Origin of the sequence: Mycobacterium sp. ACS4331 (assembly GCF_001667265.1) — a bacterium.
Lineage (GTDB): Bacteria > Actinomycetota > Actinomycetes > Mycobacteriales > Mycobacteriaceae > Mycobacterium.
In genome coordinates this window covers 215,072-230,702 of the sequence record NZ_LZHW01000087.1, presented here as the reverse complement: position 1 = coordinate 230,702, position 15,631 = coordinate 215,072, and the positions used below count along the sequence as shown (strand labels likewise).

14 protein-coding genes are annotated in these 15,631 nt (G+C 64.7%); 11 read left to right on the top strand and 3 right to left on the bottom strand.

The annotated features are described in order from the left end of the window. The 8 genes from A5727_RS20755 (at position 1) to A5727_RS20720 (ending at position 9,485) form a co-directional block, all read left to right on the top strand. Positions 1-792 (top strand): 2-oxo acid dehydrogenase subunit E2, encoded by a 792-nt coding sequence (locus A5727_RS20755; protein WP_082949930.1) that lies wholly within the window; start codon positions 1-3, stop codon positions 790-792. Beyond that, positions 789-1,718 (top strand): lipoyl synthase, encoded by a 930-nt coding sequence (gene lipA / locus A5727_RS20750; RefSeq protein WP_068254187.1) that lies wholly within the window; start codon positions 789-791, stop codon positions 1,716-1,718. Before A5727_RS20755 ends, lipA begins: the two co-directional genes overlap by 4 nt. A gap of 165 nt (positions 1,719-1,883) precedes the next feature. Continuing rightward, a complete protein-coding gene (locus A5727_RS20745; RefSeq protein WP_068254414.1) occupies positions 1,884-2,621 on the top strand; it encodes a gamma-glutamyl-gamma-aminobutyrate hydrolase family protein in 738 nt (245 codons plus the stop codon). Next, complete coding sequence (locus A5727_RS20740; protein WP_068254185.1) at positions 2,618-3,976, top strand: aldehyde dehydrogenase family protein; 1,359 nt, start codon at positions 2,618-2,620, stop codon at positions 3,974-3,976. Before A5727_RS20745 ends, A5727_RS20740 begins: the two co-directional genes overlap by 4 nt. A gap of 612 nt (positions 3,977-4,588) precedes the next feature. Beyond that, positions 4,589-6,067 (top strand): APC family permease, encoded by a 1,479-nt coding sequence (locus A5727_RS20735; RefSeq protein WP_082949929.1) that lies wholly within the window; start codon positions 4,589-4,591, stop codon positions 6,065-6,067. 491 nt (positions 6,068-6,558) lie between these two features. Continuing rightward, positions 6,559-7,251: a FadR/GntR family transcriptional regulator gene (locus A5727_RS20730; RefSeq protein ID WP_197507714.1), complete on the top strand. Its 693-nt coding sequence runs from the start codon at positions 6,559-6,561 to the stop codon at positions 7,249-7,251. Then, a complete protein-coding gene (locus A5727_RS20725) occupies positions 7,252-8,079 on the top strand; it encodes a PucR family transcriptional regulator (protein WP_157521481.1) in 828 nt (275 codons plus the stop codon). Positions 8,080-8,168: 89 nt separating this feature from the next. Then, a complete protein-coding gene (locus A5727_RS20720) occupies positions 8,169-9,485 on the top strand; it encodes a LuxR C-terminal-related transcriptional regulator (protein WP_157521480.1) in 1,317 nt (438 codons plus the stop codon). Between the two features lie 12 nt (positions 9,486-9,497). On the opposite strand, the gene A5727_RS28535 is transcribed toward A5727_RS20720, so the two are convergent. Further along, positions 9,498-9,707, bottom strand: a complete 210-nt coding sequence (locus tag A5727_RS28535) for a hypothetical protein (protein ID WP_068254175.1) — start codon at positions 9,705-9,707, stop codon at positions 9,498-9,500. Positions 9,708-9,882: 175 nt separating this feature from the next. On the opposite strand from A5727_RS28535, the gene thiD reads away from it, so the two are divergent. Beyond that, positions 9,883-10,689: a bifunctional hydroxymethylpyrimidine kinase/phosphomethylpyrimidine kinase gene (gene thiD / locus A5727_RS20710; protein WP_068254172.1), complete on the top strand. Its 807-nt coding sequence runs from the start codon at positions 9,883-9,885 to the stop codon at positions 10,687-10,689. Positions 10,690-10,726: 37 nt separating this feature from the next. Here thiD and A5727_RS20705 read toward each other — a convergent pair whose 3' ends face one another. Further along, positions 10,727-11,827 carry a ferritin-like domain-containing protein gene (locus A5727_RS20705; RefSeq protein ID WP_068254168.1) on the bottom strand — a complete coding sequence of 367 codons (1,101 nt, stop codon included), beginning with the start codon at positions 11,825-11,827 and terminating at the stop codon, positions 10,727-10,729. A gap of 301 nt (positions 11,828-12,128) precedes the next feature. Here A5727_RS20705 and A5727_RS20700 point away from each other — a divergent pair, with 301 nt between their 5' ends. Further along, positions 12,129-13,226 carry a coiled-coil domain-containing protein gene (locus A5727_RS20700; protein WP_068254165.1) on the top strand — a complete coding sequence of 366 codons (1,098 nt, stop codon included), beginning with the start codon at positions 12,129-12,131 and terminating at the stop codon, positions 13,224-13,226. A 270-nt stretch (positions 13,227-13,496) separates the two neighbouring features. Then, positions 13,497-14,720 carry an oxygenase MpaB family protein gene (locus A5727_RS20695; RefSeq protein WP_068254162.1) on the top strand — a complete coding sequence of 408 codons (1,224 nt, stop codon included), beginning with the start codon at positions 13,497-13,499 and terminating at the stop codon, positions 14,718-14,720. A gap of 21 nt (positions 14,721-14,741) precedes the next feature. Here A5727_RS20695 and A5727_RS20690 read toward each other — a convergent pair whose 3' ends face one another. Then, on the bottom strand, positions 14,742-15,596 hold the full coding sequence (locus tag A5727_RS20690; RefSeq protein ID WP_068254159.1) for an SDR family NAD(P)-dependent oxidoreductase: 855 nt from the start codon (positions 15,594-15,596) through the stop codon (positions 14,742-14,744). Between the last annotated feature and the right edge of the window lie 35 nt (positions 15,597-15,631).

Here is a 15,631-nt window from a genome sequence, read left to right as displayed (position 1 = left end):
ATGAGTACCGACAGCACACCTCTCACCGCGCCAGGCAGCAGCCCCGCCTCCACTCCGTCACCGCTTCGCGGAACGACTGTGAAACTGACCCGGCTGCGTAAGACAATCGCGAAGCGGATGCATGAATCGCTCCAGTCAACGGCGCAGCTCACTTCCGTCGTGGAGGTGGATGTCACCGAGATCGCGCGCCTGCGAGACAAGTACAAAGCCGAGTTCGCGCAGCGCGAGCAGCTGAAGTTGTCGTTCCTGCCCTTCTTCGCGTCAGCGGCGGTCGAAGCGCTGCAGGTGTTCCCACAGGTCAACTCGATCCTCGACCTGGATTCAGGCACCGTCACCTACCCCGATGCCGAATCTCTTGGCATTGCCGTTGACACTGACCGCGGTCTGCTGGTCCCGGTGATCAAGAACGCAGCGTCCCTGTCGGTGCCCGAGCTGGCGCGCGCGATCGCTGACGTCGCAGAGCGTGCACGGACGGGCACGATCTCAATCGACGAGATGTCGGGTGGGACATTCACGATCACGAACACTGGAAGTCGCGGCTCGCTTTTCGATACTCCCATCGTCAACAGTCCGCAGTCGGCCATCCTCGGCACCGGCGCAGTCGTCGAGCGTGCCGCGGTGGTCAGGTGTGCTGATGGCAGTCGAGAGATCGCGATCAGGTCGACGGTGTATCTGGCGCTCAGCTATGACCACAGAGTCATCGACGGTGCTGACGCAGCCCGGTACCTGGGATGGGTGAAGGATCGACTTGAACGCGCCGACTTCGAATCGCACCTGGAGTATCTGACATGACCGCCCTTCCCGAGGGGCGTCGGTTACTCCGAATCGAGGCTACAAACGCTGAGACGCCGATCGAGAAGAAGCCGAAGTGGATCAGGACGACAGCGCGGATGGGCCCCGAGTACAACGGGTTGATCGGTCTGGTGAAACGGGAGGGTCTCCACACCGTCTGTCAAGAGGCGGCGTGTCCAAACATCTTTGAGTGCTGGGAAGATCGGGAGGCGACGTTTCTCATCGGGGGCGAACGGTGCACCCGACGATGCGACTTCTGCCAGATCGACACGGGCAAACCAGCTCCCATCGATCTGGATGAGCCGCGCCGGGTGGCCGAGAGCATCAGAACGATGGGACTGCGCTACGCAACCATCACCGGTGTTGCCCGCGATGACCTTCCGGACGGTGGGGCATGGCTGTACGCGGAGACGGTCCGCCAGATTCATGCGCTCAACCCGGGTATCGGTGTGGAGAACCTCATTCCGGACTTCAATGGGACGGCGGACCTGCTTGAGCAGGTCTTCGAATCACGCCCGGAAGTCCTCGCACACAATGTCGAGACAGTGCCCCGAATCTTCAGACGCATCCGCCCGGCGTTTCGCTACGACCGATCGCTCGAGGTGCTGGCGCGGGCGCGAAATCATGGACTCGTCACCAAATCCAATCTGATCCTGGGCATGGGTGAGACTCGTGATGAAGTGTCGAGTGCGATGCGTGATCTTCACGAAGCCGGCTGCGATCTTCTGACCATCACCCAGTACCTTCGCCCCACCGCACGGCATCACCCCGTCGAGCGGTGGGTGAAACCAGAGGAGTTCGGCGAACTCAAGGATGAGGCCTATGCGATCGGCTTCCTGGGCGTGATGTCCGGGCCCCTCGTGCGTTCGTCTTATAGAGCGGGGGCCTTGTACAGACAGGCGATCTCCACCCGAACCACCGCGTGATACGGCCGTGACTCGAGCACGCTGTGCGGGTCGCGGGTGCGCACCGGGGCACCGCAGGACGCCGTTCCATGGTTGGCAGATGAGCTGGCTCGGTACTGATTTCGGCTGCGAGGCGCTGGATTCACCAATCCAGGCACTGTGGCGACAGCGAAGGGAAGCGAGACGATGACACCCATCATCGGAATCTGTGCAGCGTTCGAGCGTGCGCGTTGGGGCTTTTGGGACCAACCGGCGGCGATTGTCTCGTCGACGTATCTGAACAAGATCGAACGGGCTGGGGGCGTGGCAATCGGGCTCATCCCCGGCGCGCTTTCGGCGGAGGCGCCCGAGCTCATCCTCAGCCGAATCGACGGCCTGCTCCTCATCGGGGGAGTCGACCTCGATCCTGCTTCGTACGGCGCACTTCGGACTGACCGCACCGAGACCACCGTCCCGCAACGCGACGCCTTCGAGCTGTCGTTGGCGAAAGCGGCGCTGGAGGCCGATATCCCAGTGCTGGGCATCTGTCGCGGCATGCAGATCCTGAACGTTGCGACCGGAGGCACCCTCCACCAGCACCTGCTCGATGCTGGATTCGACGAGCACAGACCGAGTCCGGGACGCTTGGATGACGCCACGTTCCACGACATCGAGGTACAGAGCGGCACTCATGCGGCGAAGCTGGCCGGTGGCGGACGTCAGACCATCAACTCTCATCACCATCAGGGGGTCGACAAGCTCGGCGAGGGCGCGGTCGTGTCCGCCCGATCCGTTCCTGACGGGCTGCCCGAGGCACTCGAATGGCCCTCGCGGCAGTACGCGCTTGGCGTGCAGTGGCATCCCGAGGCCTCTGAGCTGGAGCACGCGTTCACCGACTTCGTCGACGCGGCGTCACACATCACTAGAAGGAGGCAAACAGCATGACATTCGACCTGATCGAGCCGGCGACCGGGACGGTCTTTCAGACTCTGGAAGGCACGACCGGTGATGAGCTCGAGGCCACGATCGTTCGGGCGGCCGCGGCTCAGCGTCGGTGGGCAGATGAGTCGCCGGCCTACCGCGCCAAGGTGCTTCTTGCGATTGCGTCAGGTCTCGAGGCCAACCTCGAGGACCTGGCGCAACTTGAGAGCCGCAATGTCGGTATGCCGATCGTGGATGCGCGAGGCGCCGTCGCCGGTGCCGCAGCGACCTTCCGCTATTATTCGGCAGGTCCCGAACGTCTTCTCGGACAGACAATTCCGGTGGCCGGCGGCGTCGATATGACCTTCCGCGAGCCTATCGGTGTAGTCGGGCTGATCACTCCGTGGAATTTCCCGTTGTCGATCGCGAGCTGGAAAGTCGCGCCCGCCCTAGCCGCTGGTAACGCTGTTGTCCTGAAACCGTCTGAGCTGACGCCGCTTACGGCGCTCGAACTCGGTCGCATTGCTGCCGAGGCCGGACTGCCCGACGATCTGCTCAATGTGGTGATCGGAACTGGAAACACCATCGGTCGCCAACTCGTCGACCACCCCGACGTGGGAAAGATTGCCTTCACCGGATCGACCGCGGTCGGCAAGGACATCGCCAGACGCGCTGCCGAGAACATCAAACGTGTCACGCTGGAATTGGGCGGTAAGTCCGCGGCCATCGTGTTCGAGGACGCGGACCTCGAGGCCGCCGCGCGCGGGCTTTCCGGGGGGGTGTTCGGCAACTCCGGACAGGACTGTTGTGCGCGGTCTCGGGTCTTCGTCGAGCGAAGCGTCCTGGATCGCTTTCTCGGCGCACTCGAATCGGTTGTGGATGAGATCGTGGTGGGCAACCCACTCGATGAGCAAACTCAAATGGGTCCCTTGGTTTCGGCGGTTCAGTTGGAGCGAGTTGAGGGTTACGTCGATGGGGCCGAGGTGCTCTTTCGCGGTAACGCCCCGTCAGGCCCAGGGTTCTGGTTCCCCCCGACGGTGTTGCATCCGATTGATGACGACGATCGCGCCGCTCGCGAGGAGATCTTCGGTCCCGTCGTCTCTGTATTCGCATTCGACAGCGAAGAAGAGGCGCTCGAGCGTGCGAATCGGACGATCTATGGTCTTGCAGGATCAGTCTGGACCTCCGATGCGAAGCGGTCTCTGCGGGTCGCCCGAGGAATGCAGGCAGGTGCCCTCGCGGTCAACTCCTACAGTTCGGTGAGAATCACTACTCCCTTTGGTGGTTTCAAGCAGTCGGGAATCGGACGCGAGCTGGGCCCCGATGCGCTTGAGGCGTATTCGGAGGTCAAGAACGTCTTCTTCAATACGGGCTGCTGACTGGTCAGGGTTGGACGGATGTGCCCTGCGTGACAACGGGTCTCGATTCGACGAGTCCGCCGCGGTCGAAGCCTTCAGTGGGTTCTACGCGCCAACCTGATCAGCCACAGCGATCTCCACACCCTTGCCCAGGGAAGAAGCATGAACTCCCACAACGGAACCCGATCCAATACCGTGCTTGCCAACGTGTGCGGGCAGGTGTCGGTCGCGGTGCTGTGAGATGGCTTGGAGCCTGCGAACCGCACATGGTCAGGAGACGTCGGCGTCGCCAGACCGACGTCGACGCGGTTGAGCGTTCGCTGTGCGCCCGTGGATTGACCACCGAGGAGAGCAGCGCCCGTTTCACCGACATGTGCAACACCCAGGTCTCCAACCCGCTGGAGCGGGAGTCGACGCCGCGGTCGTGGGGGCATGGCCATGGCGGAGTGGGACATCTGCTGCCGCCGGGGCGGGACATGTTGTGCCGCATGGCCGGAGAGTCGGTGCACGCGCCGCGGTCTGTGACCGAGACCGGCCAACTTCCTGTGATGTGGCCATTGACACAGCGCGGGTTTAAATGGAGTATTGACAAACCATAATCCAATAAAGCTACTCATAGAGGAGGGGCTCAACATGACCCAAACGGGCATGGGTAGGCCACATCTCGGTCGCAATCAGTTGCGCACCGTCGACATCGTGTTTCTCATCATCGCCGCCGCGGCGCCCTTGGGCGCGATCGTGGGTGCACTGCCTTACGCCGTGTCCCTGGGCAACGGCAACGGGGCGCCGGGAACGTACCTCTACGCCGTGCTGGCGCTGTTCTGCTTTGCAGCCGGATACGCCGCGATGAGCCGCAAGGTCACCAACGCAGGTGCCTTCTACGCCTACATTGCGAAAGGGATCGGGCGGCCGTTGGGCGTTGGCTCCGGATACGTCGCGCTGGTTTCCTACACGGCCGTCACGGTCGGTGTGGCGGCCCTGTTGGGCGTGTTGGCCGAAAGCATTATCGAGAACCAGTTCGGCATCGATTGGCCCTGGTACGTGTGGAGTGGACTGGCGCTCGGAATCACCGCGTTCCTCGGATATCGGGAGATTTCGATAAACGCGAGGCTGTTGGGCGCGGTGCTGATTCTCGAGGTGCTGGTGCTGCTGGCGATGAATATCGGCGTCATTGCCAGCAAGGGCTTGTCGATGTTCTCGTTCGAGCCGTTCACGCCTGCGGCGATATTCAGCGGGGCGCCCGGAATCGCGTTCCTGTTCGCGTTCAACTCGTTCATTGGATACGAAGCGTCGGCCATCTTCGGCGAAGAGAGCCGCGATCCGAAGAGGACCGTCGCGCGGGCGACCTACTGGGCGATTGGGTCGGCCGGCAGTTTCTTCGTTCTCACCGCCTGGTGCATCATCACTTACTACAGCGGAGCGGATGTGCAAGCGGTAGCCGCCGAGGACCCCGCTGCGTTCATCTTCGACATCGTGGCCAACACTGTTTCGGCACCTGCAGCAAGCCTGATGCAGGTCCTGCTGGTCATGAGCCTGCTCGCTTCGCTTCTCGGGATCCACAACGCGGCTTCACGTTACTTCTTCGCGCTCGGGCGCGAAGGTCTGCTTCCCCGGGCATTCGCTTCGTCGCACCCCAAGCACGAATCACCATGGGTCGGCAGCCTGACTGTCACGGCGCTGACTGTGGGCGCGGTCGCGGTCGCGGCGGTGTCCGGCAGCGACCCCTACCTCGGACTCGCCGGTTGCATGCTCGCTGTCGGCACCCTCGGCATCGTCGGACTGCAGGCCGCGACATCGGTGTCAGCATTCGTGTACTTCCGCCGCTCCGGTGAACCGACCAAACTGTGGTCAACGGTGATTGGCCCTGTCGTCGGCGCCATCGGCCTCTCCGCCGCTGTTTACCTCGGACTCAACAACTTCCCGCTTCTGACGGGCACCGAGACCGGTTGGCAAAACTATCTGCCCTGGGCGCTCGGTGCAGCGCTGGTCATAGGTATCGGATTCGGCTATTGGCTCAAAAAGGCCCAGCCAGACCTCTATGCGGGGATCGGCGGAGACGAAGTACCCAAGGATGAGGTCCAGGTCGGGCGACAGCCAGCCGAATCGGAGTGAATCCCCTGACGGGACAGTGTTTCCCAAGGCTGGTGCTGCGTCTGGAAGCCGGTGACTGCGGTGATACGGAGATCGCCGGTGCGAAGGGCAGAGGTTGATCAACGCGCGCACCGACGGGCACACACCTCGGCCTGCAATCCAGCGGGATTCACAAGCTCCCCCCACTGACCGCGGACGTTAGGTACGGCGTGGCCCAGGGACATGAAGGCCTCCGAGTGAAGTGCGAACTGTCGAGGAACAGCTCCCCGAACTCGGAGGTCTTTCGTGTCTCACCGTCATGGCCCGTTGTCAGAAATCAGTCGCCCGAGACAAGGCGCATCCTGCCCCCGCGGCGCACTTACCACATCCGACATCTATTGGAGTATTATTCCTCCATAGACCAATTGAATGACGCCGGGTTCCTTCGGGGAGGGGCGGGCCGCATGCCGAGAGCCGCTGACAGAAGTGCAGTAGATACGTTCGATAGTGCTCAGCCGGTTGCTTCACTGTTGTTGAGCCCCATCGCCAGCGCCAACGTGTTTGAGGAAACCTTCAGTCGCCTCGTCAATGTGATCAAGCTCGGCGTGTTGCCGCCTGGATCGCGGTTTCCCTCCGAGCGTGAACTCGCGGAAGGTCTTCAGGTCAGCCGCACCACGCTGCGTGAAGCCCTCAGGACGCTGGAGCACGTAGGTTACGTCGAGACGCGTCGCGGCCGCTCCGGGGGCACTTTCGTCACTGACAAGTTCGCCCGGGGCGAGATCTCGACCGACATCAAGAAGCTCGCCGCCGCGATGGGTGAAGACCTCAATGATGCACTCGACCTCCGTTGGGCGTTGGAGTCATCCGCTGCGGCATTGGCCGCCCGCCGACGAACCGATGACGACATCATCGAACTGCGGGATCGTTGGGAACGCTGCCGGCAAGTGGAGCCGGATCAGTTTCGCGTCGCTGACCTGAACTTCCACCTGTCAATCGCGAAGATGACACACACAGAGTCCATCGCCCGCGTCGTAGGTGATGTCCGAATGCGTTTGGCTGAGATTCTCGCAGCGATCCCCGTTGTTCCAGCCTCGGTTGAGCATTCTCATGAGCAGCACCGCGAGATCATGGAGGCGATCATCGCGCAGGACGAGACCGCGGCACGGACCGCGATGGAACAGCACGTGGCCGCCACTGCCGAAATTCTGCTTGCACTGTCGAAATAGGTGGCTGCAGTGAAGCGTGAGCGCGAACTGTGGGTTCGCGGCGCGGACTCTGTGCGCGCCGAGCTGGTCCTGGCAGTCTTGTCCGGCCGTCCAATTGACCTGCACGCCACCAGCGCTGCTTTGGGCTACAACCTCGACCGGCCCCACGTGGCCATGCTGGTGTGGAGTGACCCGCACAACTCGGATCATCCGCCGTTGCAGGCGTTGAAGAGTGCGGCCGGTCAGTTGGCTCATCAACTCAAAGGAATGGAGCTGTTGGTCGTGCCGGCCGGTGCTTCGATGGTATGGGCCTGGACAAGCGGCCCCACCCTGAACGACCGGCCGGATGTGGCGTTGTCGATCGACGGCTCGTTGTCAGCGTCGGTCGGTGGGCTCAGCCAGGGGGTCGACGGGTTCGCCACATCACACCGGCAAGCCAAAGATGCACGCCGAATGGCCTCGGTCTTCTCCCGTCCGGCGGGAACGGTGATCCACCACCGAGAAGTGGCTCTGGTCGCACTCCTGACCCAAGAGTTGTCGGCCGCCGGCCAGTTCGTCAGGGATGAGCTGGGTGAACTCAGCTCGGACACCGAACGCAGCCGCAGACTGCGCTCCACGTTGGTGGCCTATTTCGAAGAGAACATGAGTTGGAGCAGGACGGCCGAACGGCTCGGTGTCCATCAGAACACCGTGATGTACCGCGTCCAACAGGCAAAAGACCTGTTGGCGCACCCGCTGGCGGAGCGCAGGCTTGAGCTCGAGGTCGCGCTGAGGCTTGCTGAGGTCAGCGCGAAGCTCAGCCCGGGCGGTCTGGCCGGCGCCGGGCGGTCTGATCTGGATATCTGCTAGCCGTCTGGAAGCAGCTTCCAGTTCACTCGGAGAGATTTGGAACCGGCTTCCATAGGCGCGCGGAACCCATCTCTATAGCGTCCGTTGATGTGACTACCGCCACTCTTGAGGCCGCCGGGTTCGCCGGCTCCTGGACTCCGGGAGGTCCGCGCTCCAGTCGGCAGGCGCAGGTTGAACCCGCTCCCACGCCGAACGCGGATGATTGGTCGATCGTGGGAGACCCGCTGCGCGATCCCGTCCTGCGGGCGGAGATCGCCGCGGCACTGCACGAGGTGGCGCGCCTGCCCGGGGTCGATGGCATCGACATCGACCCCGGCGAGCGCGACTTCACCACGATCGAAACCGCTTTGGATGCGGCCCGTGAACAACTCAGCGCGCTGTCCGGGTCGAGTCATATCGCTGTGCTCGCATCGGCGGTGACTCGCCAGATCGCGATGCTGACCGAACGCGCCCAGTTGCGTATCGAACTGGCGCAAGTGCGCGCCGCGCAGCGAAACGACCGCTATGCGGCGACGCGAAATGCGTTATCCCGGTTGCATGGTGTGGATTCGGTTGAGCAGATGCTGGAGCAGGCACCGGCGGAACTGGTCAAGTGTGGCTTTGACCGGGTGATCGTGTCCCGCGTCGAGGAGTCCATCTGGTGGGTCGAGAACGTGCACGTGCGAGCCGATCCAGAATGGGCGGAGGAGATCGCGAAGGCTGGCCGGGAAAACCCGACGCACATCGACCACCCCCTTGTCGAGAGCGAGATCATGCGCCGCCGCGCACCGGTGTTGGTGCGTGATGTGCAGCATGACCCGCGCGTGAACGTCGCCATCGGGCGGGCGTCGCTGTCGCGGTCCTATGTCGCCGCGCCAATCATGCCCGATGGCCGCATCATCGGGATGCTCCATGCCGACTGTTACAGCAGTCGCAGGCATGTTGATGAGGACGATCTCGCCGTACTGTGGATGTTCGCCGAAGGGTTCGGCTACGCCTTTCAGCGGACCGCGCTGAGCGAACGGCTTCGCGGGGCGCGTGACGAGATCCAGCGGATGGCAAGGGATATCGCCTCTGCCGCTGATGATCTGTGTTCGGCTCGTACGACATTGGGCAGCCCGCGTGGAACTTCCGAGGTGCGGCAGTCCCCGGCGGTGGCGGCCTCGTTGGCAGCGAATTCGAGCATCGAGACCGTGTTGTCGCGTCGTGAGATCGAGGTTGTCTCGCTGATGGCCGAAGGGATGAGCAACGGCGCCATCGCGACCCATCTCGTGATTTCTGAGGGCACTGTGAAGACGCACGTCAAGCACATCCTGCGGAAGTTGAAGGCGTCGAACCGAGCTGAGGCGGTGTTCCGATACATGCGGATGGCCGCGGTGCACGGGTCTGCGCAGATGCCGCGCGTCGCGTCGCCGCAGTTGTCTTAGCATCTCACGCGTTCAATCCGGTGGTGAGGAGCCCGCCGAGTCGCGATAGGCGCTGGCGTCGTCGAGTCCGGTGCTGGCTCGGACGGTGCGCTGTTGGATTCGCACCATCGTGGTAGCGGCCGGGTCGGCAGCGAACGAGGCGTGGACGTCGGGGAATTCACCGTCGGCGACACCGGCCGCGATGATCTGTGCGTACGCCCTGCACGTCGGCCACCTGAGCATCGACGTCGGTGGTCGCGCGGAGGGAAAGATGGACCGCCGCCGTCTGAACGAGCTGCTCCTTGCCGCCGGCGAGGGTGTACGGCGTCGATGTGGAGCGACGCAATAGTACGGCGATGTCGTCGAGCATCAGGTGGGCGAATTCCTCGAGGCCCGAACAGCACCGTAGCCTCATAGCGTGGTAGATCTCGCCTATGTCATCGCCGGATCCGAGGCAACCGGCGGTGCCGGACTGCAAGCGGACCTGCGCACCTTTCAACAGCTCGGCACTTTCGGCGTCGGCACCATCACGTGCATCGTGTCCTTCGACCCGAAGGCGAACTGGACGCACCGATTCGTCCCCGTCGAACCACAGGTGATCGCCGACCAGATCGAGGCGGCCACGTCGGCCTACGACCTCGATGTCGTCAAGATCGGCATGCTGGGCACCCCGGCGACCATCGACGTGGTGGCCGAGGCGCTGGCCGCCCAGAGCTGGCGACACATCGTCGTCGACCCCGTCCTGATCTGCAAGGGGCAGGAGCCGGGAGCTGCGCTCGACACCGACACCGCGCTGCGCCGACAGATCCTGCCGTTGGCCACGGTGGTCACCCCCAACCTGTTCGAAGCCCGCACGCTCGCCGGGATGGCCGACATCTCCTCGGTCGAGGATCTCATCGAGGCCGCTCGGCGGATCGCTGACCTGGGACCGCGGTATGTCGTGGTGAAGGGCGGTGTCGAGTTCCCCGGGGACGACGCGGTTGATGTCCTGTTCGACGGTGACACCGCCAGCGTGCTGCGGGTGCCGAAGGTCGGGAATGCTCGTGTCGCGGGTGCGGGATGCACTCTCGCCGCGGCGATCACCGCCGAACTCGCGAAGGGCGCCGACGTCCCGTCCGCGGTGCAGCGGGCCAAGGAGTTCACCACGGCCGGAATCGTCGGACGGATCCACGGAAAGGCACCGTTCGACGCGGTGTGGCAGGGTCAGGCTGGCGCACCGAGCTGACTGGGTTGATCACCCGCCAACGGGCTGGGCGAGGTGGTCAGTTCGCGCCGGCCGCGATCACCTCATCCACCTCGGCGACCCGGCTGGCCATCTCGGCGTGCGACTTGTCCAGTGCCTCGGCCTGATCCTCATCGGCCTTCATGAGTGTCTCGATGTCGAAGCCCGCCATGTCGAGAACGCCCATGTCCCTGAAGGCCTTCTGGACCTTGTCGCCCCACAACCCGATGTCCTTGACGATCGGCACGATGCGGCTGAACAGATGCGATCGGAACTGCACCATCATCGGTGCCGTGTCCACCCACTCGGCGCAGGCTTTCACGTCGAGGCCGAGGGTCTCGAAGACCTCCTCGCCGCGGAACCGATCGCGCATCAGGTAGCAGGCCTCCACGACGAACTCTTCGCGCTCGTTGCGCTCGGTCTCGGTCAGCGCGGAGTAGTAGTCCTTCAACGAGATTCGACCGAAGGCGACGTGCCGGGCCTCATCCTGCATGACATAGGCCAGCAACTGCTTGGCCAGTGAGTCGGGCTGCGCCAGGTCGCGCTGCACGCCGAAGGCGGCCAGCGCGAGGCCCTCGATGAGAACCTGCATGCCGAGATAGGGCATGTCCCAGCGCGAGTCGCGCAGGGTGTCCTCCAGCAGTGCGGTCAGATTCCCGTTGATCGGGTAGACCAGGCCCACCTTCTCGTGCAGGAACCGTGAGAAGGCCTCGACGTGGCGGGCCTCGTCCATGGCCTGCGTTGCCGCGTAGAACTTCGCGTCCAGGTCGGGAACGACCTCGACGATCTTGGCGGCGCACACCATCGCACCCTGTTCGCCGTGCAGGAACTGCGAGAACTGCCACGCCTGCGAGTGCTGGCGCATCTCCGCTCGACGAGCCTCATCGGCGGCCTCCCACATCGGACTGCCGAACAGTGGATGGAACTCGTCGGGCAGCCCGATCGGGTTCATCGGGTCGACGTCGCGACTCCAGTCGATGCGTGACTGGGCGTCCCACTGCTTGTCCTTACCCTTCTGATACAGGGACAGCAGCCGGTCGCGCCCGTCGTCGTACTCCCAGTTGAACCGCGCGTCCCCGGCGCTGGGGATCGCCCACGAACTCGGCGTGGGAACGTTCGTGTACTTGTCCTTGGTGGTCATAAGCTGTCGCTCCCTGCCGGGTCCGCCCAGACGGGCTATGACACAGGTCACAATGCTCCAACGTGGGTGCAACTCCGTCAACCCTGCTGGGGTGCAGGCCTCGCGGACCCGGCCTCAACGGTGCTGCGGTCCCGGTGCAGGGCGATCCCGGGGCCGTCGCCGGCTTCATGTTCCCGCGCCCGACCTGACCGGGGCAGACCTGGGCCGGGTGGACATCACCGTGACCAGTTCGTAACCTGTCCCGGGGGCTAGAGGCGGGCCGGGGGTCAGGTCCGTGCATTGAGGGACAGTGACTGATCGAGTGACCGGGATTCGCCATACCCTTCGTCGAGCGGCGTGCGGTGCTGCCGCCGCGTGCCTGGTGCTGGGCCTGTCGATGGGCGATGTGAAGGCTGACCCCGCTGACGACGCGCTGACCAAGCTCAAGGAGTTGTCCCAGCAGGCGGTGCAGACCCGCGAGGCCGTCACCAATGCCCAGCACGACGCTGACGCCAAACTGGCCGAACAGACCGCGGCCGAGGACCGGCACCGGGCCGACCTGGAGGCGCTGGCGGCCGCGAACGTCCAGCTTGAGCCGCTCCAGGCGGCCTACGACCGGATCGCGGCGATGACCTACATGAGTGGTCGCACCGGACAGATGGCGGCGGTGCTCACCGCGACCTCCCCGCAGCAGCTGATCGATGGGCTGTCGGTGCAGCGGACAGTGGCCATTGAGGCCGCCAATCAGATGAAGGCCTTCCACGCGGCGCGTGACCTCGCGGTCGCGGCTGCTGCGGCCTCCGAGAAGTCGGCGGCCGATGCCCGGACCACGGCGGAGCAGGCCGCCGCGACGCGCGCGGACCTGCAGGCCAAGTGGAAGGAACTGCTCAAACAGATCGCCGCTGCTGAGGCCCAGTACGCGGCGCTGACCCCGCAGCAGCAGGCCGTCGTCGACAGCACGCCGCCACCCCCAATCGCACCCGCACCCGACGACCCGGCGATCGCCGCGATGCCCGGCGATGTCGCGCCACCGCCCGCCGCCCCGGAGCCGCTGCTCGCCGACATCCCCGAGGCGTTGCCGGTCGGCGTCGCCTCCGAGGTCGGGCTGCAGCGCAACACCATCCTCGCGGCCAGGGCCGTCAGCGCACAGTTCCCCCAGATCGCCGAGATCGGCGGTGTCCGGCCGGACTCGAAGCCGTGGCATCCCAGCGGTCTGGCGATCGACATCATGATCCCCAACCCCACCAGCCCCGAGGGCATCGCACTCGGTGACGCGATCCTCGCGTACGTGCTGAGCAATGCCGGCCGGTTCAAGCTGCAGGACGCCATCTGGCGCGGCACCTACTACACGCCGGCCGGTCCTCAGGCCACCGGCTACGGCCACTACGACCACGTCCACGTCACGACGACGCGCGGCTAGGCGTCGCCCCGCCCGTCATTCTGCAACCGTGACGAAGAAGCGGGACACATCACCTACGCGGCCATCCCGACGAGATCGCCGCCGCTTCATGACCGGGGCGGAGCTGGTCGTCGACGGTGGGCAGGTGCAGATCTGACACCGGAGCCACGGCACAGCACCGCATGCCAGCCGGAATCGCTGCGACAGCCCGACGCTCTTTGACAGGACGTGGACACCGCCCTAGCCTTCTGACTACAGTCGTTGTCAAGAAGACGGAGGAGGGCACCTGCCATGAGCGGGCCGATCCCGACGCGCCACCCGGACCGTCCGCGTCCGATTCCGGCCGGAGTGCGTGCCATCGCGACCGCCCTGGCCATCCGGAACCCGACCCCGCAGCAGTGGCGGGTGCTCGGCGAGCGGCTCACCGTCGGTGACGAGCCGATGGACCGCCTGGTCGAGTGGATGAGCGGCACCGGACTCGAAGAGACGCGGCCACTGTTCGAACGCGCGCTCCACGACGGCATCGCCAGCGTCGAGGAGGCCCCGGAACCGCTGCGCGGTTTCTTCGAAGCGTATGAGGCGCTGCCGGACTGGGTGGACATGGACGCCGTGCGGAAGGGGCAGCGCGCCCTGCGGCGCGGTGGCGCCGACGGCATGTACGTCGCCCGGGATGTGTCGCTGCTGGGCGGCTATCAGTTCTCGGGGTTCAACAAGACCCTGATTCGTACCGGTGCTCTGGAGAAGGGCTCCAACAAGCGGTTCGCCGAAACCATGCAGTGGGCCATGGACGTCATCGCCGAAGGCGGTCTCGAACCCCTCGGCGTCGGGTACCGGTCCACCATCAGGGTGCGGTTGATCCACTCGTTCGTGCGTCGGCACGTGTCGGCCATGCCGGACTGGCAGGCCGATGAATGGGGGTTGCCGGTCAATCAGACCGACATGGCCGCCACCCTCGTGGGCGCCCTCGTCGCGCCGGCGGTGGGAGCGCTTGGCATGGGAGTGGTGCTGTCACCGTCGGAGTACCAGGCGGTCGCCCACCTGACCCGTTATGTCGGCTGGCTGATCGGCGTCGAAGATCAGTGGCTGCCAAGGGATTTCCGCGACAGCGTCCGGGTGCTGGCACACACGCTCTCGGCGCTGGCCGCGCCGGATGAATCCACTCGACAACTGGCCGTGCCCATGATCGAGGACCCACTGGGCTGGCACTACGACGCGCTGCCGGGCCTGCGCCGCAGACTCGCACGCGCCCAGCACCTGTCGATCACCAGCGCCTTCCTGGGTCGGCGCACGGTCCGGTCGCTGGGCCTGCCGTCCTATTCACTGCCCTGGTATCCACTGCTGAGGCTGCCGGTGAACCTCTCGCGCAGCGTTGCCGCGCTCGCGTCACCGAGCGGCATGGAGCGTGCCGACCACCGGGGCCGCCGCGAGCACCAGAAGCTGTTGCGCACCATGATCGGCGACGACGCCTCGGCCACCATCGGTGAGTCCGCGGCGCATGTCAGCCGGGTCGCCTGAACACCTACAGCACCAGCTGGGTCAGCGCACCAGGGTCGCACCGCCGTCGAGGCGGATCTGCTGTCCGGTCATGAACCGGGACTCATCGGCGAGCAGATACAGTGCGGCATAAGCGGATTCCCATACGCTGCCGCGTCCCATCCTGAGCTTGACCACCTCGTTGTGTCGAGCCTTCGCCTCCTCGGCGTCCACCCCGAACAGTGACTGCGAGTCTCGATTGGCCAGGACCGAGTCGATGGGGCCCAGCATCAGCGTGTTGACGCGGATGCCCGCCGGCGCGTACTGCACGGCGGCGATCTCCGTGATCTGGTTCAGCCCGCACTTCCCCAGCGCGTACGGCATGATGCCGACGTTCAGGCCGATCTCGTTCTTCACACTCGCGATGGACGAGATGTTGACGATGCTTCCTGTGGTGTCGCCAGTGTTCTGCTCCATGCACTGTGCGGCAAAGAGATTGCAGTGATAGCAGCCGAGCATGTTGACGTTGAGGCCGTAGTTGAAGTTCTCCACGGTCATCGAGTTCGTTTCGAAGTCGAACGGCGGGTTCGTCGCGACGCTGTAGACCATGCCGTCCACGCGCCCACTGGTGGCCATCGCCGTGTCGAAGATGCGCTGGCAGTCGTCCTTGTGGGCGACGTCCGCCTCGATGGCGTACGCACGGCCGCCCTCGCCGACGATCATCTCGACCGTCTCCTTGACCGCTGCCGGGTTCAGGTCCACCGCAACCACTTCGGCGCCGTGGCGGGCAGCCACGATCGAGATGGCCCGTCCGTTGCCCATGCCGGGACCGGGACTCTGTCCGGCCCCCACCACGACGACGACCTTGCCGGACAGATCGAACGCTGTGCGGTCCTTCTCGTGGAAGTCAAACGACATGGAGGTCCTCTTTCGCCGGTGGATCCGCGGGGGTG